The organism is uncultured Shewanella sp. (assembly GCF_947501225.1).
Classification (GTDB): Bacteria; Pseudomonadota; Gammaproteobacteria; order Enterobacterales; family Shewanellaceae; genus Shewanella.
Genome location: NZ_CANMUW010000008.1, coordinates 129,865 through 151,881, shown reverse-complemented (window position 1 = coordinate 151,881; position 22,017 = coordinate 129,865). Strand labels below are relative to the sequence as shown.

The window sequence follows — 22,017 nt, the reverse complement described above, 5'->3', positions numbered from 1 at the left end:
AGATGCTTCACCGATCCTTTATCAGTTGACCTTTACAAAACAACTTCCACTCACCAGCGGATAAGATATGCCAATGCTCATTATTTGTTAGCGGTCGGGTTGCAATCACAGTCACGATATCATCGGGCGTGGTCTCTTTATCGAAGTCTATCACCACGTCAGAATCTATGAGGCGCGCCTTACCAAAGGGAGCCTTGCGGGTGATATAACACAGATTGTTGCTGCAGTAGCTCATCAGGTGATCACCGTCACTCAAGATCATGTTGAACACACCCAACGCCCGGATCTCATTGGCGAGTTCGGCAATATAATGATATACAGGGGTGATATCATCGGGTTCGTTATCACCGAACCTGTCGACAACTTTCTCCAAGATCCAGCAAAAAGCCAGCTCACTATCGGTATCGCCAACTGGCTGATACCGTGAAACGATAAACTTATCCTGATAATCACTCAATTGACCATTATGTGCGTAGGTCCAGTACCTTCCCCATAATTCACGGGTAAACGGGTGGGTATTTTCGAGAGAGACACACCCACGGTTAGCCTGTCGAATGTGGCTCACAACCACTTCGCTCTTAATAGGATAGGATTGAATTAGCTTGGCTATCTGGGACTCACTGCTTGGGCAGGCATCTTTAAAAGTCCGGCTACCTTTCCCCTCATAAAAGGTGATCCCCCAACCATCGACATGGGGGCCGGTAACACCGCCTCTTTGCGCCAGGCCGGTAAAGCTGAAAACAATATCTGTCGGCACGTTGGCACTCATTGCCAGTAGTTCACACATTCATATATCCAATTCGTCGCTATCTAGATTATTTTCCATTTTAACTAGTTGAAGGTAAAAGTGGAATCTGTCATTAAAACAATTTATTTAAACGTTTGTTTGAAATAAAACTTGTATTCGATCACACATAGGGTTAAATTTTATGCGACACAGGTCTGACCACAACCTATAATTGTGATTATGATCAGTAAAAGCTTGGCCTAAGGTCATTATTCAGGTCGCATTTTAAGGAGAAATACAGTGACTACCCTACTTTGGATCCTTGCGATGCTTTTTACACTGGGCGCATTAGCCTATTTAAGAGTATCTCTGCTTACATCAAGCATCATCGCAGCAGTCGTCATGGCTATCGGTTCTGCGACTGAAGTTCTCAGTCCCCTTGTGTGGATTATCTTTTTAGTTATTGCGCTACCCCTTAACATTAGTGCATTTCGAAAAAACTATCTAACCAAGCCCCTGTTAAAGCTCTATCGCGGAATAATGCCCGAGATGTCTTCCACCGAAAGAGAGGCAATCGAAGCAGGAACGACCTGGTGGGATGCCGATCTATTCGCCGGAAAGCCGGACTGGAATAAGCTTCACAACTATCCAACGGCCAGATTAAGCGCCGAGGAGCAGGCATTTCTGGACGGTCCTGTGGAAGAGGTCTGTAAAATGGTCAATCAACATCAGGTATCTCACCAACTGGGTGACCTGCCAGAGGATGTTTGGCAATACTTAAAAGACCACGGTTTCTTCGCAATGATTATTAAGAAGAAATATGGTGGCCTGGAATACTCAGCCTATGCTCAGTCCCGTGTGCTTCAAAAGCTCGCCGGAGTCAGCAGCGAGCTGGCTTCTACTGTCGGCGTTCCAAACTCATTGGGTCCCGGAGAACTCCTGCAGCACTACGGTACTCCTGCGCAGCAAGATCACTATCTGCCAAGATTGGCTAAAGGGCTCGAAGTACCATGCTTCGCACTAACCAGCCCCGAAGCCGGCAGCGATGCGGGTGCTATTCCTGATTACGGCATCGTCTGTAGAGGTGAGTGGGAAGGTGAAGAGGTACTGGGCATGCGCTTGACCTGGAATAAGCGCTATATCACGCTCGCACCAAACGCCACTGTATTGGGGCTTGCCTTTAAACTGCAAGATCCCGATCACCTTATGGGTGATAAAGAGGAGATTGGTATCACCTGTGCGCTGATCCCGACCAATATACGGGGTGTAGAGGCAGGCCGACGTCACTTCCCGCTAAACTGTATGTTCCAAAATGGTCCGACTAAAGGTAAAGATGTTTTCGTGCCCTTAAGCTTCATCATAGGTGGACCTGAAATGGCCGGCCAGGGCTGGCGTATGCTGGTCGAGTGTCTATCTGTTGGCCGTGGCATCACACTGCCTTCTAACTCTGCCGGTGGTGTAAAAACTGCAGCCGTTGCAACCGGAGCATACTCACGTATTCGCCGCCAATTTAAGCTTCCTATCGGTAAACTCGAAGGTATCGAGGAGCCGATGGCAAGAATTGGCGGTAACGCTTACCTGATGGATGCAGTAACGACCCTGACGACTACCGGAATCGACTTAGGTGAAAAACCGTCGGTGATCTCCGCCATCGTTAAGTTCCACCTCACCGATAGGATGCAAAAATGCGTCATTGATGCCATGGATATACATGGCGGTAAAGGTGTCTGCTTAGGCCCTAATAACTATCTTGGACGTGGATATCAGGCGGCGCCTATTGCGATCACTGTGGAGGGGGCTAACATCTTGACCCGTTCCATGATCATCTATGGTCAGGGAGCGATTCGCTGTCATCCATACGTACTCGCTGAGATGGAGTCTGCCTTCGATACTGATTCCCAAAGAGGCCTTAATGAGTTCGATTCGGCACTGTTCGGCCATATCGGCTTTACCACCAGTAATCTGGTTCGAAGCTTCTGGCTTGGTTTGACATCCAGCCGCTTCTCTAACTCGCCATACTCAGATAAGACGAAACGTTACTATCAACATATGAATCGTTTCAGTGCAAACCTGGCACTGCTCTCGGATCTGGCGATGGCAACACTCGGTGGTGGCTTGAAGCGCAAAGAGCGCGTTTCGGCTCGACTCGGCGATCTATTGAGCCAGCTCTATCTGGCATCTGCGACGCTCAAACGTTATCAGGATGATGGACGTCAAACAGCAGATCTTCCGCTTGTACAATGGGCTGTAGAGGATTGCCTGTACAAGCTTCAGGATTCACTCGATGATCTGTTAGACAACTTCCCTATGGGGCTGGGTCATGTATTACGTTTGATAATATTTCCGTTTGGTCGCCCACTGAAGAGACCTAGTGACATATTAGATCATAAAGTCGCCAAAATAATGCAGACCCCATGTGCAAGTCGTGACCGTCTGGGCAAGGGTCAATTCTGGACAGCATGTGAAAATAATGCCGTCGGCGTTCAGGAGCAGACCTTTAAAGATATTCTTGCTTGTGAGCCCCTGTATGACAAGGTCTGTAAAGCAGCCGGTAAGCGTCTGCCATTTATGTGGCTTGATAAGATAGCTGCCGAAGGTAAAGCGATGGGAGTATTGAGCGAAGATGAGGTTGCCCTGCTTGAACGCGCCGAAATCGGTCGTATGAAATCGATTAATGTTGATGACTTCGACTCCGATGAGTTACGTGCTTTCACTATTCCCAGCACAGATCATGAGCGAGCGGCATAGTAGCCTCGGCTATTAATAGACAACAATTAATCATCACAATTAAGGGGGAGGCGAAAGCCTCCCCTTTCATATGCCGTCAGCAATGAGACCGGCTCACTCTACCTCAGAGCCATCCATACTCTCGCTCATCTTATCCTGCTCCCTGGCAGACTCCTGAGCTTCAATCGGCAACAGGCTAATCAACTCGACGGGACTGGTTTGCGGTGGGGGGGAACCGGTATAAATGTGCACACGCTCACCATCAAGATAGATAAGCGGCATAGCACTGTCTCCATAACGTGAGCAAAAATCATCAAAACTGAAGCTTTCGGTAATATTGGTACTCTTAACCACTGCGCCTTTTGACATCAGACTCGCTAATTTGGCATAGGAAACTGACTCACCGAACAGACAGAGGCGTTGCTTATATGTTTCTGAAAACTGATGTCTGGCACTGGCTTCTTCGCTGCTGCTTAATCCATACACTTTCTCTGTTCCCAATAGATCCTGATAGTGAAAACTGACCAGAGGGTTGAGCTGCCGATAGGGAGAGATCACCAACAAGCGCCCTATTCCCGTCATATCGAGAAAATTTGCAGCATGTTCCGATGCCGGATTACCGAAATAAACCGGCAGATTAGCCATACGAGCCAGTCTGATATTGTTCCAGTTATTATCCGCCAGCATTACCGACACATGTTTAGACTTTAATACCTTTGCCAACTCCCGGGAAAATTGGGCGGCTCCGAAAATCAATAACCCTTCACTTGAACCGGCATTCACCTTAAGGTAGCGAGCCCATATACCGGCTGTCAGACTCTGTATCACTACCGTACCTATGATGATTAAAAAGACCAAAGGTACAATTAGCCCGGCACCATCAACACCCAGCGCCTCCAGCTTGATGGCGAACAACGAGGAGACTGCCGCAGCAACGATCCCTCGCGGTGCAACCCAGCTCAGAAACCACTTATCTTCGCGCGTTAAGGATGTACCAACACCACATAGCCAGACACTGAGCGGCCTGGCAATAAACATCACAACAAACAATAATCCAATCCCCTCCCAGCCCAGATTCAGCAAGGCATGAGAGTCCAGGCGCGCAGCGAGAAGTATGAACAGCGCAGAGATGAGCAGCACAGTCAGCGTCTCTTTGAATTCTATGATATCCCCGATATCCACCCCTCGCATGTTGGCAAGGAAGATCCCCATAACGGTAACGCTCAGTAGCCCAGACTCCTCCTGTAGCAAGTTAGAGCCGACAAACACTCCCAACATAATCGTTAAAACGGCGGTATTCCTCAGGTAATGGGGGAGTAAATTCTGCCTTAAAATCTGACCGACGAAGTAACCGGCCAGGGAACCGGAACCTAAACCGATACATAACGTATAGGTAAGCGCATAGATCATATGAGTCGTCGGATCGGCGGCTACTGCGATATATTCGAAAACCAACACGGCAAGCAGTGCACCTATGGGATCAATAATGATCCCCTCCCATCGTAATATGTTGGCCAATTGAGACTTTGGCTTAACACTGCGTAGCATAGGAACGATTACTGTCGGACCGGTAACAACGACTAAAGCCCCGAACAACATGGCCATATTCCAGTTAAAGTCCAGCAGCAGGTGAGTTGTTATCCCGATACAGAGCCAGGTGATCACAGTCCCTATCGACACCAGGTGTGTCACCATACGTCCATGATCTTTTATCTCTTTAAAATTCAGTGTTAACGCGCCTTCAAACAGAATGACTGCGACACCTAAAGAGATAATCGGGAAAAGCAGATCTCCGAAGATTGCATCCGGCTTCAATAGTCCCAATACCGGCCCCATGATTAACCCGCAGAGCAAGAGTGGTAATATTGCAGGTAGCCTTAACTTCCAGCCTATCCACTGACAAATAAGAGATAACACCCCCACCAGCCCCAACATGGCGGTGATCTGCTCAACCATAACCCCTGCCCTCACAAACGAATATCGCCAACACTGGTATGAATGCCCCAACTCAATCATATGACAGACACAGTAAGCACCAGAAAGGCAAGATTGAGTTCACTGAACCTGCAGATACAGAAAACTGATATCGTCAGGTTCGATTCGGCTTTTGAACTGAGTATGGCTCAAATTTGAGCTATAGAAAGCTGAAACGGCCTATGCGAGTGATATTAAAATGATTTATAGTGTTTAATCCTTATTCACTATACGAACAATAATATGAATAGTAGAAACTCTCTGTTAATGACGTTCATATCGACATTATTTTTATCAGCATGCAGTCAACAGCTTCCAGATGCGCCGGCTTCAGAGGTAAACCTGGATAGTACACACCGCCACCTTAAAATATTAGCCTCAGATGAATTCGGCGGCCGGGGGCCCCTCACCGAAGGGGAAACCCTCACAATAGATTATTTAGCCAAGCAGTACCGCGCCATGGGGTTAACCGGAGCAAACAAAGGAAGTTTTTTTCAGGGTGTCCCAATGGCAAAGCTGACTTCGGACCAATCTATGCTCCTGACCATAGGTGATCTTGAGTTCCAGGCGGGAACAGATTTTACCGCCCGCACTCAACAGATGAACAGTAATATCAGACTCAAAGATTCTGAGGTGGTGTTTGTAGGTTATGGTATTAATGCGCCTGAATATCATTGGAATGACTATCGTGATATCGATGTTAAAGGCAAAACGGTGATCGTATTGGTGAACGATCCGGGCTTCGCTACACAGGATGAAAAGCTGTTCACCGGTAACGCAATGACCTATTACGGTCGCTGGACATACAAGTATGAAGAGGCGGCCAGACAAGGCGCGAAAGCCGTACTGATTGTCCATGAAACTGCACCAGCCGCCTATCCCTGGAGTGTGGTGGAAAGTTCCAATACAGGCAGCAAGTACAGCTTAGTCGATGACAATGAAAACCTAAGTAAACTGCCTATCATGGGTTGGTTACAACATGAAGCTACGCAGCGTGTATTTGCCGAGGCGGGGCTCGATTTCGAGCAGTTAAAGCAGGCCGCTGTTCAGCGAAGCTTTGAAGCGAGATCACTGAAATTAGCAGCCAACCTGGAGCTGAGAACAGAGATAGAACACGCCGAATCTAACAACGTACTGGCATTAATCAAGGGCAGTACCAGACCAGATGAGACGGTTATCGTCAGCGCCCACTGGGATCACTTTGGCACCCGACAGACTGCCCAGGGGCCTAAGATCTTTAACGGAGCCATAGATAATGCCACAGGCGTGGCCGGTACATTGGAAATTGCCCGGATACTGATGAAACGCCATAAAGTAAAACCCTTCGAGCGCTCCATTCTGTTTGCTAATTTTACCGCAGAGGAGACAGGTATGATTGGATCTGAGCTCTTTGGCAATGGCGATCTGGTCCCCACTGAAAACATAGTCGGACTATTGAATATCGATGGCATGAACGCCCTGGATGGCGTCGACTATGTGTTGCAATATGGTCAGGGGATGTCAGAACTCGAGGACTATCTGGCAAGGGCCGCGAGTAAGCAGCAGCGTCATGTCAAACCCGATCCCAGACCGCAAAACGGACTCTTCTTCCGCTCAGACCACTTCTCATTAGCCAAACAGGGAGTGCCGGGGTTGCTGTTCATGAGCCTAGGCGATACCGATCCTGACTATATCAGCCACAAGTATCATAAAGAGGCGGACGACTATTCGCCAAGCTGGTCTCTGGGAGGGATGGAACAGGAGATCTCCCTGATTGTCGATATCGCCAGTGAACTGGCAAGCGGCGATGACTGGCCCAGGTGGAAAGCCGACTCTGACTTTAAGAAACGTAGAGAACAGGATAAGCGTTAATATCATCATAGATAGCACATAGACCCGCCACTTACTCTCTATAATGCCGGGACGATATTAGGTAGCAACAAGCCCCTGTCTTCAAACAGGGGCTTTTTTCGACAAGGGCTTTGAATTTTTCATAACAAAGTGTGCGGAGCGGACTCGCTCTTATCGAAACACAGGAATGTGCCTTCGGCACGCGAGACAGGCCGCTTTCTATTCAAAAGAAGCGAATATCTCCATGGACGGAGTGTATGCTCAACATTGTCAGGAACAATGTGAGTACAACTGAACTAGGAAGTGCATGGAAGCACAAATGTCATGCAGACCATAGATGGTCGAGAGTGACCGCCCCTCGCTTATCCGCCACAACGAAAAAAGCCTCCACACTCTTTGCAATAAGAAGTATAGAGGCTTTCATCTTTTTGTTGGCGGAGCGGACTTGCTCTTATCAAAAGACGAACCCGCGCCCCCGACGTGACAGGCCGGTATTCTCTATATGTTGCAAACCGACTGAACTAGCTCTCTTAAGTTGAATGAATATATTCTGTATTTTTCAGATACAAAAAAGCCCTTGTCTTTCGACAAGGGCTTCGTTGTTTGGCGGAGCGGACGGGACTCGAACCCGCGACCCCCGGCGTGACAGGCCGGTATTCTAACCAACTGAACTACCGCTCCTAAACTTATCGCTTTTCAGCTGTTTCATCGTTATGTCACTAACAATAAAACTAAATTTAGTAACTTGATTGGCGGAGCGGACGGGACTCGAACCCGCGACCCCCGGCGTGACAGGCCGGTATTCTAACCAACTGAACTACCGCTCCACATCAAGTTGCGGTGAATAATACGTAGGTCGGATGGTCTCGTCAATCACTTTTTTTAAGAGTTTATCCGATCAGTTAAAAAAGCAGCAAATTGCATATTTTAGCTGCATTTTCTAACCATACAGAGGCGCTATGACGGCGGTTCTTCCGGCATCGTCAGATCGATCTCATCCAAAGCAGGGCCAATCCCCTCTTTTTTCGCCTTCTCCTCATCTAATCTTTGTTGAGTTGCAGCCAACGCCTCTTTCAGATTACGACGCTTACGCCAAAACAGTAATCCAAGGATGCCGAATATCAACATACAACTATTGATCACGATAATCCAAAAGATTGCATCCTCTTTAGCTTTCTTTTCAGCAATCGCCGCCTTCTTAGCAGCAATGGCTGCCAACTCCTCTGCCGTTGGCGGAGGTTCCGGCGGCTCAATCAAGTTGAAGAAACGTTCAGGCAGGGTGAGTACAATCTCCCTGCCGTTAATGGTCGTGGTTGCTGCAACGCCTTTAATCCGATAACTACCGAACTCTGCGACCTCGGGTAGCAGGAGTTCGCTCTGATTATCTTCCATGCCGTTGACTGTAATGGGAAGCTGGAGTCCGGCGGGGCCCACTAACTCGAAGTCCAGATGTGTCTGGTCAAGTTTGACGGCTGTATCATCGACTTTTACAAACAACTTCCATCTGTCTTTGAGGGGATCTTCAGGCTCAATAACATCCACATGAACCGGGATAGGCGATAATACAAACTTATGACGGAAATCCCGCGTAAAGATGTTGTTTCGCGCATTGACGTGCAGCTCATAGGTGCCCCACGCTTGGGTTAAGTTGATCTTACCGGTGAAAACCCCATCATCGGGCCGTTCATCTAATCCTTCGCCATTATCCTTATAGGAGCCTACAACGATATTACCCGTAGCAAAGTTTTCCTCTCCAACCTGGTGATCGCTGATAAATTTTGCGGTCCATTCAACCAAGTAATCTAAGCCGGGCATTCTGACACGTTGTTCATCCCCAAGGAGTTCAGCCGTAACCTTAAGACGTTCCCCTTGAAACAGTGGCTGAGGAAACGGCTCGACAAAGATATCCAGTTTGGACACTTTTTTTATGGTCGAGCCCTCAACTACACGTCCGAGTAACTGCCAGGGACCCGGCATCGGCTTCTCAATAGTTACAATATCCCCGCTGAGCCCATCTACCCATTTAACATTCTCAGGATGGCGACTGGCATACCACTTACTGCCGTCAGGCAGTACGATAACTACCGGTCCGCTGCCATATTTACGCTGGATAACAAGTGTAAGACTGTCGACCATATGATCGATTCGGAAACGGTTTTTTAGCTCGCTCGCACGCTCGGAAGGCACGACGGCACCGTGCACCACCGAAGTGATAACGACGCACAGCAGCGCGATAAAACCAATAAGTCCAGTTTTAATCTTCATAACAGTCATAGGGTGACGTTTATCCTCGCCAGATACATTGTCCTGATTTTGCGACTAAATCTAATCTTTCTTCATGCTTAGTTAGTTCATCGGCCGATGCTCTGATCACTTTAAGATTTGCTCTGTTTGGGCTTAACCGTATGATGCCTCCATCTTCTTCACCTGCCTTTTCGCTGGAAAGGTTAAACTTTGTCTGCCCACCAGTCATCATAAGGTAGACGTCGGCTAAGATCTCCGCATCGAGTAGTGCGCCGTGGAGTTCACGTCTGGAGTTATCTATTCCATAACGCTTACACAGGGCATCCAGATTGTTTTTCTGTCCCGGATGTAGAAACTTTGCTATCTCGAGGGAGTCGAGGACCGAACAGATATCGGCGGTCTTGGGTCCCTGAGGCTGTAGCAGAGAGAACTCATGGTCCATGAAGCTAACGTCGAAGGTCGCATTATGCGCCACCACTTCAGCACCGGCGATAAAATCGATAAAACTTTGTGAAATCTCGGCAAACTTCGGCCTATTTGCCACAAATTCATTCGTTATGCCGTGAACTTCTATCGCTTCTTCATCAATAATCTGCTGAGGGTTAATATACTCATGGTAATGTCGACCGGTTAAACGACGGTTGATCACCTCTACACAACCAATTTCGATAATACGGTGTCCAAGGTAGACCGCACCCGCTCCCTGGTTCATACCTGTGGTTTCTGTATCCAGAATCACCTGACGCTTTGCATTTGAAACGATATTCATAAGATTGATAGCACTTATTAAGTTTTTGGGTATACTCCCCCCACGATTTGTCTATGGTAGCAACTTGATGACTGTACTGAAACCGCTCTCTATATTTACTGATGGATCTTGCTTAGGTAATCCCGGTCCCGGTGGCTATGGCGTAGTCATGAAATACAAACAACACACCAAAGAGATCTCTGATGGTTTTCTGTTGACCACCAATAATCGCATGGAGTTGTTGGCCCCGATTATTGCACTGGAAGCACTCAAGGTTCCCTGTAAAATCGTACTGACCAGTGACAGTCAATATATGCGGCAGGGGATAACGCAGTGGATACATGGCTGGAAAAAAAGAGGTTGGGTCACCTCCAATAAACAACCTGTCAAAAATGTCGACCTCTGGAAACGGCTTGACTCGGCAACACAAGGCCATCAGATCGATTGGCGCTGGGTCAAGGGGCACGCGGGCCATATCGAAAACGAACGTTGTGATACCTTAGCAAGAGAGGCGGCAGAGGCCTCTCCTGTTCAGGAAGATGTCGGCTATCAGGCTTAGCTCTTAGATCGCGACATTAATAAAGCTCTTACAAAAGTCGATAAAGGCATCACACAAGGGGGTGGATTTTCGACTCTTGTGGTGGATTCGATAAAAGTGTCGCTCCAATACCAGACCATCGACTTCGATAACGGCCAGCTCTTTTCGGCTGATCTCCTTCTCTAATGTCAGCTCAGACAGCACTGCCAGCCCGGCCCCCTGCTTCACTGCCTGTTTTATCGCATCAGGCGTAGAGAAATTAAATCGCTCAACGGGTTGAATGCCTACAGCATGTGCCGCGCTGATAAAGTAATCCCGCGTGCCAGACCCCTCCTCCCTCATCACCCAAGGCTGACCTTCCAGTGCCGGCGGCGCAACTCTTTGACCCGCCAGCGGATGTGCCGGGTGGCAGAATATCAGTAATTTGTCTTTATGCCATGGCTCTACCTTAATGCGGCTATCCAGACATTGGCCTTCGATGAAGCCCACCTCGCTTCGAAACTCCAACACAGACTTAATCACACTAAGGGTATTATCGATATCGAGATCGATCAGGGCACTGGTATGCTGCTGGCAAAAAGCAACTGAACTCTTGGCCAGCAGATAATTACCTATGGTTGAACTGGCACTGACATTTAATGTTCCGCTTAGCTCGGCTTCGGGAGAGGAGAAGAGGTGTTCGATTTGATCAAATTTCTGTAACGCTTCCGTCGCTAGCGGCAATAACAAACTCCCCTGAGAATTAAGCCTCAAACGATTTCCGACTCGTTCAAACAACCTGGCATCGAGCTGACTCTCCAACTCAGATAACGCCATCGACGTTGCCGGCGCAGATAAATTAACCATCTCAGCCGCACGTGCAACCTGACCGCTTCTAGCTACCGCTTCAAAAATAGTCAGCTGTTTTAATGTTATTCGCATCTTAGAAATATCTACCGTTTATAAATTGTTGGCTCAAAGATGTCTTCACGACGGAGCTATTGAGACGCAGAGGCAGTCAGACCGGCTTCCAATTTCCCGCTGCCGCTCTCAATGGTGACCGGCCCTTCCAGCACTGGGCGCAGTGGTCCAGTTAGGTTGTCTGATCTTGCGTTTTTCATGAATTGGCGTCAATGGCGACTCCAGCTTTCTGGCAACGATTAGGTAAAGGCTACCGGAACCGGGTAACCAGGCCTCCAGTGCATGTTGCCATATGCTGTCCCGGTTAATATCACTCAGCAGGTGATGGTACAACAAGCGCTCATCACAGACGACACGGTAACCTAATAACCCCAGCCAGTCTTTTACCCTGGAGGGCATGAAAAAACGTCCACACCAGGGAAACTCATCCTGCTGCTTAGGAAGTAGCTTGCCAAGAAAAACGGGGCTGAGAGGATTAAAACCTACGATGAACAGATAGCCGCCCGATATCAAAACACGGTCTGTTTCCCTCAGTAGCTTGTAGGGATCGGGGTCAAAATCCAGCAGCATATTCATGACCACCGCATCTATCACACCATTTTGTATAGGCAGCTCATTAAAATCAGCCCTGAGCGATGCACCTTCACCATCGAAAACAGAGAAACGGCGGCCGATAGGAAGCCCCGGCATATCAAGCTGGGCACTCAATGCTCCCAGACTCAACATATGATAACCGAAGACTTTTGGCCACCAGGGCGCCAACTCTTTTTCAACATGGTGTTTAATGGTCAACCCATCAGGCAGTTGTGACCAATGCTGAGGAGCGAGGGGTCTGAGGTTAACTGACAATGTAGACTCCTGTAGAACACTCATAAAAGCGAGTTAATGAGATAGTCCCGTCAAATACAGAAACAATACTAAATACAAAACTATTAAAGCCTTAAAGCGCTATACAAGCAATAGTATTGCTAAGTAAAATGAACACAATACTACTTTTTGTTTGAATCGGGATCTCAGTATGCATGGCGCAGAATCGTTTACCTCATTAGCCACTTCAGATACCTTTACCGTTACACCTGTATCTGCATTCGATGATAATTATATCTGGGTCATATCCCAGCCCTCACACTCTTTCGTCTATGTGGTGGACCCTGGCGACGCCGAGGTCGTTATTCGCCACCTTCAACAGAATAACCAGACTTTGGCAGGGATCCTGATCACCCATCATCATGACGATCACACTGGTGGCGTCGAGAAACTAATCGGCTACGCCAACGAGGAGTTGGAGATCTTCGGCCCGGCAACAGAGCGTATCCCCAACATCAATGCGCCCCTCCAGGCCGGGAGTGAGGCAAGTCTCTCGAGGTTCGGTTGCCCCATGACTGTCATCGACGTGCCGGGCCATACCTTGGGGCATATCGCCTATTTAATTGGAGATAGCCTCTTCTGCGGAGATACACTCTTCAGTGGCGGTTGCGGTCGGATATTTGAGGGAACACCTGAGCAGATGCACCAGTCACTGCAAGCATTTGCCCGTTTGCCTGACAATATCAAGGTCTTCTGTGCTCATGAATACACAGTTTCGAACCTGAAATTTGCACTGGCCGTCGATCCTGAAAACACCGCGTTATCTAATTACAACAAACAGTGCCTGAACCTGAGAAGCAAAGGTGAAGCCACCCTCCCTTCATCCATGGGGCTGGAGCGAAAGATTAACCCATTTTTGCGTTGTGATTCCCCGGCGATCAAGCACTCAGTTTGCCGCCATTTCGAGGTTGAACACTCAGATACAGTCACCACTTTCGGCCTTCTTAGACAATGGAAGGACAATTTCTAAAAAATAAATTAGAATGATGCGCTAAATAAGTCCCCGTTTTACCATTTTTTCAAAAAAACAGAGGGACAGAATTAAGGAATGTTTTTTTAATGCGCATACAAACTATTGTTATTGCAGGGAGTCTCTCCCTGCTTTCGGCTTGTCAGTCACTCGACACTCCGGCACCCGATGCCGCTCAAAGCCAAAGCAACACACCGACTCCTGCGGTCAATATCGAGGAAACTCAAACCTCTGAAACAATCGAGGTCGTCGAGATCACCGATGTCTGGGAGCGTATTCGTCTTGGCTTAACCCTACCCGTTCCTGAACACAAGTTAGTAAAACAATACCGGGAATGGTATATCAAGCACCCTCAACATCTGGCCAGAGTTTCCCAGCGGGCTACACCATTTCTCTACCTGATTGTCGAAGAGATTGAAAAGCGTGACCTGCCTATCGAGCTGGCACTGCTGCCGATAGTGGAAAGTGCATTCGATCCTTTTGCCTATTCCCACGGTGCCGCCTCTGGTTTATGGCAATTTACCGCCCCGATGGCGAAACACTTTGGTCTGCAGATGAACTGGTGGTACGACGGCCGCCGTGATGTACCGGCCGCAACGGTCGCGGCGTTAGACATGCTGGAGTACCTGTATAAGAAGACAGACGGAAACTGGCTGTACGCCATTGCAGCCTACAACACAGGCGAAGGCCGGGTCTTAAATGCCGCGAAAAGAAACAGGAAAAAAGGCAAACCAACAGATTTCTGGTCACTCGACCTGCCAACAGAAACAGAGCGATATGTTCCTCAGCTACTCGCCTTAGCCGATGTGGTTCAAAACGCTGAAAAATACGGTATCAAACTTACCCCAATCAAGAATGACCCACAGATCGAAGTGGTCAATATAAAGGGACAGATAGACCTGGCTCTGGCAGCTGGTTTTGCCAACATGACGACCTCTGAACTACATAAACTTAATCCAGGTTACAACCGCTGGTCTACGGCTCCCCAGGGACCCCATAACTTAGTGCTTCCGGTCGACAGAGTATTAGGCTTCGAGTTGGCACTTGCCGATACAGACGCTAAGGAGCGGCTAAACTGGGAACGTTATAAGATAAAATCCGGCGATAGTCTGGGACTGATTGCCCAACGATTCCGAACCACACCATCGGCACTGCGCGCCGTTAATGATATCAAGGGAAACACCATCATAGCCGGTAAACACCTGCTGATCCCGGTTGCGGCTAAAGATCCTGAGCAATATGCTCTCTCGGTCGATCAGAGACAACTTTCCAAACAGAATGTAAAACGTGGCAATCAAAAAATCACCTATAGCGTCAAATCCGGAGATTCACTATGGAAAATTGCTAAGGCTCATGATGTAAAAATATCCCAACTGGCCAGCTGGAATAGTATGGCTCCCAAAGATAGGCTCCAAATCGGTCAGAAGCTGGCAATATGGACAGGAAACATTAAGCAAGGTTCATCTTCCATCACGCGTACAGTGAACTACACGGTACGCTCCGGCGACTCTCTTGCCCGTATCGCTAGTAAGTTTAAGGTAAGGGTCAATGACCTGGTCCGTTGGAACTCATTGGAAAAGAGTAAATATATCCAACCGGGTCAAAAATTAAAGCTGTATGTCAATGTCACCGATGTCAGAGCCTGAACCCCGTCTACTTTAGCCGAAGTTTTTAACTGTTTGACCGCGGAAATACCGCGGTCAAACAGAACACTCCCTAGCAGATAAATCCCCTCATTGCGAGCTTCATCACAAGAGTCAAAAAAACATCTGATATGTACCTTATAAGCTGCTGATAATCACAGTTTAAATCTGATAATTGTTCAATAATCCCGCCAAATAATTATCCTAATCAACTTAGATACCTACATTATGGACAATCAGCGTCACCCCCAAGAACAAGAAGTTATCTACCCCGACAGTTTTAAGATCCTATCAACCACAGATCTTGATAGCCATATTACCCACGTAAATAGTGATTTTACCCAGACATGTGGCTACGAAGAGTCAGAGTTGATTGGCAAGCCCCATAACATCATCAGGCACCCGGATATGCCCAAGGCGGCTTTTAAAGATCTGTGGCATACCATACAAGGTGGAAACTCCTGGATGGGCCTGGTTAAAAACCGCTGTAAAGATGGACGTTACTATTGGGTCAATGCGTTCGTCACCCCCATTAAGCAGCAAGGCAAGGTAACTGAGTACCAATCAGTCAGAACCAAACCTGATCCTGAGCTCAAGACCAGAGCACAATCATGTTATGAACAGATCAATGCGGGAAAAACAGTTAAACCAAAGAACCGCCTCTCTATCGTTAACACCCTGGGCCTGGGGTGGGCTATCTCATGTTTACTGTTTTATCTGTCTACGCTGACGACAATACCGGTAACGATAGGTTTAGTTGCTGTTGGGTTAGTCTGTTTCCTGCTCCCATTAAGCAGGCTCAATAAACGACTCCAGAACTTGGTAGAGATGAGCAAATCTGTTCATGACAACGCTCTTAATCAAATTATCTACACAGGTTACCTTGATGAGTTGTCACACCTAGAATTAAGCATGAGAATGCAGAAAGCGGAGTGCCTTGCTATCCTCGGGCGAGTAAAGGACAGCTGTGAAGAGCTACAGGAGAGCATGGAGGAGCACGACCAGCAGACCCAATCCAACCAGTCTCAATTGGTTGAACAATCGTCAAACCTGGAACAGGTCGTGGTTGCTATCGGTCAGATGAATGAAGCGGTGAATGAGATTGCTCATAACACAACAAGCTCGGCAGATGAGATATCCAATCTGGTAGTAAAGATTCAAACGACTCAGTCTGCACTTGAAACGAGTCAACAGACGACCTCTGAAATTAACGGGATGCTGACCGAGTCTCAACACTCTATTGCCGCATTAGAGGCCCAGTGTGCCAAGGTTAAATCTGTACTTGAGGTGATAGACAGTCTGGCCGAGCAGACCAACCTGCTCGCACTCAATGCAGCCATTGAAGCGGCGCGCGCAGGTGAAGCCGGACGTGGTTTTGCCGTTGTGGCTGATGAAGTTCGCAGCCTGGCCAACCACTCACAGACTTCGGCTCATGAGATCCAATCCATCATAGATACCTTGAGTAATACTACCGCTCAGGCTGTCAATCAGATGCAGCAGAGTCATCAATTGACATCGAAAAGCATCGAATCTGATCAATTACTATCTCAGAGTTTGCATTCCGTCAGCGAAGCACTGAACCAGATGGAGTCAAACGGGGAGCAAATTGCAGTCGCTGCTGAAGAGCAGTCCACCGTCATAAATCAAGTCTACGCCAGTGCGATGGAGCTGGAGTCCGGAACAAACAGATTCAGACAAAATTGTGAACATGCGGCAAACTGTAGTCAGGATGTCACGGCGCAAAGCAGCAGACAACTGGAGCTAGTCAAACAGTTCGATAGCTGATTGAACAACAAACTATACCTAGCCGATAAGCCAATGCTCAAAAAAGCCCGTGCATACATTGAACGGGCTTTGTCAGGCTTATAAACAGTTAATTATCGTATATATGGGTCGAGTGAAAGTGAGACATCACTCATGGCGGCACGTTCAGACTCCGTCGCACGCCCGGCGTAGCTTGCCACCAGCGAATAGCCTCGACCTTTAAGACGCTGCAATACTTTTTCAGGGACCTCAAATCCAACCCTTATCACCTCACCCGAGGCGATAGAGACATCTCTCAGTGCCTGGGTAAACATCATATCGTCAGACCAGGCCCATATCCTGTTTCCATCAGGGGCAAGAAGGTGAAGATCTGCGGTCTTACCCGAACGGTATTGAATGGGCACACCATATTTTTGTGTATTAGTGATAAGTAAGGTGACACTCAAACCATTGTCAGCTATCACCTGTAGCTCACCCGAAAAGAGCCCGTCTTGTACTCCCTTTTCTTGCTCGGTCTGCGTCGGCGTCAATTGTCCATCCCTTAACTCCAGGTTCGAAGGTACCACCAGTACACTTTCCTGCTCTTTTCCAACCGTACTCACCTCGGTCAAGGACTCCTCATTCGCCCCTTGCGAGCAAGCCGTTAACACCAGAGCTCCCACAGAGAGAAGCATTATCTTATTCATTAAAATCCACCCAGTTTCTTCAGAAGACTATCTTTAAGCTTGTCTTGCACTTTCTCTGCTTCCTGCTTCAGTTTGGCATCGAAAAGCGCAGCTGTGTCCAGCGCAAACTCAGGCTCGGTAAATGTGCCTGTAATTGAAAACGGTATTTCGACGCCATGTAATGCTTCCCGCTTGCCCCCGCCTTGCCCCTCCAGCGAGCCAACCACAGAGGTGATCAATGAGTAATCCAGCGCTTGAGTGATGATATTTGCACTCCCGGCGCCCGACATACGGATAAGTGGTGAGGACATTAGCAGGTCCGGATTAGAGGCCACGCCATTTACCAGCGAAAATGACCCGGTTAAGCTGGTGAAATCGGTCTTTTTCTCGCCGCTGCCCGTTGAGGATAGATCGCCGCTTAATTTGGCTTGCGCATCCCTCAACATCTGGGGAATGTTTACGCCATAGAGTGCGCCGTCGGCGATAGCGAAGCTCCCCTTGGCTGCCAGATTTTTCTTCATATTATCAGGGATCAGGCTACGCCCTTTCCCCTTAACGGTGAAGTTCGCCGCTCCCGATAAGAGATCGATATCGGCAGCATCTTTCAACAGTTCACGTATCTGTACCTTTTCAACAGACTCTTCGAAGCTGTAGGTCGCTACTGGTTTTCCGGCATCAAGCTGAGCGGTGACAGCAAGCTTACCTTTATATAGTTCGGCATTAAGCTTGCTCAGATTCAAGAGGCCATCTTTGAGCGACAGTTTCATCACCCATTGACTGGTAAGCATATTAGCAACCTTGATCGATTCTGCCGTAACCGACAATTTCAGATTAACCAGCTTCATCGCCGACAGATCCGGCTCCTGAGTCGTTGCCGCTTGTGCTTCTTTATCCCGGGTCTCACTCTGAGTGCCGCTTGCCGACATAAACTTATCAAGATCGATCGCACCAAAACTCAATTGACCGTCGATATTCGGCACCTTCGAACCATAGGCGATACTCACCTCACCCTTGGCTTGGATCTCATCGGCGTTGAACTCATCCAGGGAGAGTTTTAACAGCTGCTTATCCAGTGCCACCGACACCTGAGTGAGTAGATTGATATCGAGTTTCTTATTTGGTATCCCCTCTCCGGCCACGGAGTTACGAATGCTCAGGTCCTTAAATTCGATCGCCTGCATGGAACTATCCAGTCGAATCATGCCCTCACCATGGCTGGACAGTGTCATATCCGGGAGTTCGGCATTGAACTCATACGCCAACGGAGAAAACTCATCCAGTGAGAACTGACCGAGTGTCAGCTTTTCCAGATTAAAGAGCTGTTCTGTGCCACTCTTCTGATCCAGCACTCTGATCTTAGTGTTGGTAATCGCCACACCACCAATATTGAGCGCTGTCAGCGATTGACCCGTTGCGTCACTCGATTCTACAGGCTTGTCGACACTCTTGCTCCCCTCCAGCCCATCGAAACTTGTCTGGCCATCGATACGGGTTTCAAGGTTTACCGTCAAGCCATCTACATTCAGCTGCGCAATTTCAACCTGCTTACTGAACAGCGGCATTAACGCAACCTCGGCAACGATCTCATTAACCTCCAGCATATCCCTCATATCGAATCCAGTTGGATTTGATAGCGACACATTAGATAGCTTTATGCCAATGGATGGAAAAAAGGTCCATGACAATTCGTCGGCAACGACCAGCTCCCGGCCGGTATTCTCCTTTACCGCATCAACAAGTTGCGGCTTAAAATCATTGGGATCAAATAGCAGCGTCAGATAAGCCGCCAAAGAGATGATGAGAATGATAAAAACGACAACAAACCACTTCAATATTTTCATAACAGGTTCCATCTGAGTTTTACGTATTTTTTACGATAAGAAAGCGAGATCTAATGGCTTGGGTGATACGGCGACACCGTTGTCATCTGAATATAGCATCATACCCGGCTCAATTCTGACCCCACCTATCTCGAGAGTAATGTTAACATCCCCTCTATCGAGTTTGACCGTCTTAATCGGATTGACGCCGAGAGCCTTAACCCCAATGTCCATGGTTTTAAGTGCTCCGGCATCCCTGATACAACCATTAATCACTATGCCTTCCCAGCCATTGTCGACCGCGCTGAGAGCAATCAGGTCGCCAAGCAGGGCCCTGTTCATCGAGCCACCGCCATCGACAAGCAACACTTTGCCCCTGCCCTGGGTTGAGAGAAGCTGTTTCACTTTAGAGTTATCTTCAAAACACTTTATCGTGACTATCTCACCCCAGAAAATTTCTCTTTTTCCATACTGTTTAAATTTAGCGGATAACAGAGAAAGTTCACCGGCAAAGTGGTCAAATAGATCGGGTAAGAGGTCGTTCATAGAAGGCTCCAAAGGTCAATATAGATTCAGGTTAACCTCTACACTAATGCCTAACAAGGTGAACTTATTATTTTCACACGAATTTTTTACGCAACAGATGCTATTACTGAGCCGGCGGGGATATTGCATCTAAGCCGGTACCTGAATGCACTGTAACCAGGGCTTAGTCCGAAAAAAAAGCCAGACATTCTGCCTGGCTCTGTTAACAGATTATTTACGACCCGCTACAGGTTAAATTTTAAAACTCGAAACCAGGCTGCTCAGATCAGTCGAGCCATCCTGTATCTGTTGACTCGAATTGCCAATCTCCACACTCTTCTCCTGATTTTCCAATGAGATATCGTTAATTCGGGTCACATTTTTATTGAGCTCGGCAATCACGGCGCTCTGCTCTTCTGTCGCGGCTGCAATTTGAATATTCATATCTGATATTTGGCGAATCGATGATTTAATGGTATCGAGGGCATCGACAACCTGAGATGTCTCCTGCACCGTCTCACTGGAGCGAAGTTTTGCCTGCTCAACTGAGCGGTTAACACTCACAACCGAATCGCGAATCGCGTCGATGATGCCATTGATCTCCTGTGTCGACTCTTGGGTTCTGCTTGCCAGTGTTCTCACCTCGTCGGCTACAACGGCAAAACCGCGACCCGCCTCGCCTGCACGGGCAGCCTCAATCGCCGCATTCAACGCCAGTAGGTTAGTCTGCTCGGCGATACCAACAATAACATCGAGAATCTGCCCTATCTTACCCGAACTGACCTGTAAGTCCTGAGCGACGACCGATGTCGTTTCCAGCTCTGATGAAAGCGCATTGATCTTTACCATCGCACTGCCGACCACACTGTTGGTTCTGTCCGCTTCTGAGTCGGCACTGCCGGCACTGTCGGCCGCCAGCTGGGCATTTGATGCAACCTCTGATGCCGCCATAGACATCTCATTGATAGCCGTTGCAACACTTTCTGTCTCAGACTGCATTCTATTGGTCACCTGACTCGCTTCCTGAGAGATCGATGCGAGACCGGTTGCCAGCTCCTGGCTGTGAGAGACCGAGGTCAGAACAGATTGCACCACGGCCTGAATTTTTTCGATAAAGATATTGAAATTAGCCGCCACCTCTTTCAGCTCATCCTTTCCCGACTCCTCCAGTCTCAGGGTTAAATCCCCCTCTCCCTTGGCAATGTTCTCAAACGCCGAAATGGTCTGCTGCATAGGCCGGGAGATGCTATGAGTGATCATAAACAGAATGAAGATAACCGGTAACCAGACCAGTGCACCGATAAAGAGATATTTCCACGCAAAAGCAGCTTCCTGGGTTCTGATATCATCCACATACATCCCGGTGCCAACAATCCACCCCCAGGGCTTGAAACGCTTAACCACACTCATCTTAGGGCTGGGATCTGTTTCATTAGGTCGATTCCACATATATTCGATAAGCGCATACTCATTACGCGCCGTACCTGACACCATCAGTTCAAATAACTTAACCCCATTGGGATCTTTTATCCCCAATACATTAGTCCCGATAAGTTTCTTGGCAAAGGCATGCTGAATCATGACCCCATCAGTATCTATGGTCCAATAATACTCTTTGCCCGCATACCTCAGCTCATCCAGGGCCAGAATCGCTTGCTGCTTAGCCTCGTCCTCTGTCAATAAGCCCGATTGGGCACTTTGATAATATCGTGAGATCACTTTCTCACCGACATCAGCCAGGGATGATAACTTTGACTCTTTCTCCCCCAATAACAGGTTATCAATACTCACCAGAGCAAAAAGAAACATAAAAATGGTCGCAACGATCGATAAACCCAACATCACAAAAAGTCGAGTTGATATTTTTACCTTTCGAAACAAACTATTAACGCTGTCCATTGTCATTCCTTAAGCTTTGATGAAATTGACCCTACTTATAACCTTTGAAGAAAAACCTTAGTTTGTCAAAGAATTCCCAACAATATTACCCAGCACATTTCTGTGACCGCAATCACAAATACAAAAGTAGGGGTTCACCTGTTTTTTTACTTCAGGCAGTGCCAAAGACACAAGTG

16 protein-coding genes and 2 tRNA genes are annotated in these 22,017 nt (G+C 48.0%); 6 read left to right on the top strand and 12 right to left on the bottom strand.

Features of this window, described 5'->3' with window-relative positions; all coding sequences use genetic code 11:
- Positions 1–7: 7 nt before the first annotated feature.
- Positions 8–787: a class II glutamine amidotransferase gene (locus tag Q1B47_RS13320; protein ID WP_299794511.1), complete on the bottom strand. Its 780-nt coding sequence runs from the start codon at positions 785–787 to the stop codon at positions 8–10.
- Positions 788–1,027: 240 nt separating this feature from the next.
- On the opposite strand from Q1B47_RS13320, the gene fadE reads away from it, so the two are divergent.
- A complete protein-coding gene (gene fadE, locus Q1B47_RS13315; protein ID WP_299794508.1) occupies positions 1,028–3,475 on the top strand; it encodes an acyl-CoA dehydrogenase FadE in 2,448 nt (815 codons plus the stop codon).
- 93 nt (positions 3,476–3,568) lie between these two features.
- On the opposite strand, the gene Q1B47_RS13310 is transcribed toward fadE, so the two are convergent.
- Positions 3,569–5,410, bottom strand: coding sequence for a sodium:proton antiporter (locus Q1B47_RS13310; protein WP_299794505.1), 1,842 nt, complete (start codon positions 5,408–5,410; stop codon positions 3,569–3,571).
- Positions 5,411–5,671: 261 nt separating this feature from the next.
- Between Q1B47_RS13310 and Q1B47_RS13305 the strand changes: the two genes are divergently transcribed.
- On the top strand, positions 5,672–7,279 hold the full coding sequence (locus Q1B47_RS13305) for a M28 family metallopeptidase (protein ID WP_299794502.1): 1,608 nt from the start codon (positions 5,672–5,674) through the stop codon (positions 7,277–7,279).
- Between the two features lie 583 nt (positions 7,280–7,862).
- Here Q1B47_RS13305 and Q1B47_RS13300 read toward each other — a convergent pair.
- The 4 genes from Q1B47_RS13300 to dnaQ form a co-directional block, all read right to left on the bottom strand.
- Positions 7,863–7,939 (bottom strand) — tRNA-Asp (locus tag Q1B47_RS13300).
- A gap of 69 nt (positions 7,940–8,008) precedes the next feature.
- Positions 8,009–8,085, bottom strand: a tRNA-Asp gene (locus Q1B47_RS13295).
- A gap of 130 nt (positions 8,086–8,215) precedes the next feature.
- Positions 8,216–9,532, bottom strand: coding sequence for a TIGR03503 family protein (locus Q1B47_RS13290; protein WP_299794499.1), 1,317 nt, complete (start codon positions 9,530–9,532; stop codon positions 8,216–8,218).
- A gap of 10 nt (positions 9,533–9,542) precedes the next feature.
- Positions 9,543–10,271 carry a DNA polymerase III subunit epsilon gene (dnaQ, locus tag Q1B47_RS13285; RefSeq protein ID WP_299794496.1) on the bottom strand — a complete coding sequence of 243 codons (729 nt, stop codon included), beginning with the start codon at positions 10,269–10,271 and terminating at the stop codon, positions 9,543–9,545.
- A gap of 67 nt (positions 10,272–10,338) precedes the next feature.
- Here dnaQ and rnhA point away from each other — a divergent pair, with 67 nt between their 5' ends.
- Positions 10,339–10,809, top strand: coding sequence for a ribonuclease HI (gene rnhA / locus Q1B47_RS13280; protein WP_299794493.1), 471 nt, complete (start codon positions 10,339–10,341; stop codon positions 10,807–10,809).
- A 3-nt stretch (positions 10,810–10,812) separates the two neighbouring features.
- Here rnhA and Q1B47_RS13275 read toward each other — a convergent pair whose 3' ends face one another.
- Complete coding sequence (locus Q1B47_RS13275) at positions 10,813–11,709, bottom strand: LysR substrate-binding domain-containing protein (RefSeq protein WP_299794490.1); 897 nt, start codon at positions 11,707–11,709, stop codon at positions 10,813–10,815.
- Between the two features lie 108 nt (positions 11,710–11,817).
- Positions 11,818–12,537: a methyltransferase domain-containing protein gene (locus Q1B47_RS13270; RefSeq protein ID WP_299794487.1), complete on the bottom strand. Its 720-nt coding sequence runs from the start codon at positions 12,535–12,537 to the stop codon at positions 11,818–11,820.
- 169 nt (positions 12,538–12,706) lie between these two features.
- On the opposite strand from Q1B47_RS13270, the gene gloB reads away from it, so the two are divergent.
- The 3 genes from gloB (at position 12,707) to Q1B47_RS13255 (ending at position 16,953) form a co-directional block, all read left to right on the top strand.
- Positions 12,707–13,525 (top strand): hydroxyacylglutathione hydrolase, encoded by an 819-nt coding sequence (gene gloB / locus Q1B47_RS13265; RefSeq protein ID WP_299794484.1) that lies wholly within the window; start codon positions 12,707–12,709, stop codon positions 13,523–13,525.
- A gap of 89 nt (positions 13,526–13,614) precedes the next feature.
- Positions 13,615–15,171 carry a LysM peptidoglycan-binding domain-containing protein gene (locus tag Q1B47_RS13260; RefSeq protein ID WP_299794480.1) on the top strand — a complete coding sequence of 519 codons (1,557 nt, stop codon included), beginning with the start codon at positions 13,615–13,617 and terminating at the stop codon, positions 15,169–15,171.
- A 225-nt stretch (positions 15,172–15,396) separates the two neighbouring features.
- Complete coding sequence (locus Q1B47_RS13255; RefSeq protein ID WP_299794477.1) at positions 15,397–16,953, top strand: PAS domain-containing methyl-accepting chemotaxis protein; 1,557 nt, start codon at positions 15,397–15,399, stop codon at positions 16,951–16,953.
- A 92-nt stretch (positions 16,954–17,045) separates the two neighbouring features.
- Here the strand turns inward: Q1B47_RS13255 and Q1B47_RS13250 are convergent, their stop codons facing one another.
- The 4 genes from Q1B47_RS13250 to Q1B47_RS13235 all read right to left on the bottom strand — a co-directional run bounded on the left by Q1B47_RS13250 (position 17,046) and on the right by Q1B47_RS13235 (position 21,841).
- Positions 17,046–17,618: a BsuPI-related putative proteinase inhibitor gene (locus tag Q1B47_RS13250; RefSeq protein ID WP_299794474.1), complete on the bottom strand. Its 573-nt coding sequence runs from the start codon at positions 17,616–17,618 to the stop codon at positions 17,046–17,048.
- Positions 17,618–19,438 (bottom strand): AsmA family protein, encoded by a 1,821-nt coding sequence (locus tag Q1B47_RS13245; protein WP_299794471.1) that lies wholly within the window; start codon positions 19,436–19,438, stop codon positions 17,618–17,620. The genes Q1B47_RS13250 and Q1B47_RS13245 overlap by 1 nt, the downstream gene beginning before the upstream one ends.
- Before the next feature lie 30 nt (positions 19,439–19,468).
- Positions 19,469–19,963, bottom strand: a complete 495-nt coding sequence (locus Q1B47_RS13240) for a putative 4-hydroxy-4-methyl-2-oxoglutarate aldolase (RefSeq protein WP_299794468.1) — start codon at positions 19,961–19,963, stop codon at positions 19,469–19,471.
- A 231-nt stretch (positions 19,964–20,194) separates the two neighbouring features.
- A complete protein-coding gene (locus Q1B47_RS13235; protein ID WP_299794465.1) occupies positions 20,195–21,841 on the bottom strand; it encodes a methyl-accepting chemotaxis protein in 1,647 nt (548 codons plus the stop codon).
- Positions 21,842–22,017 lie beyond the last annotated feature (176 nt).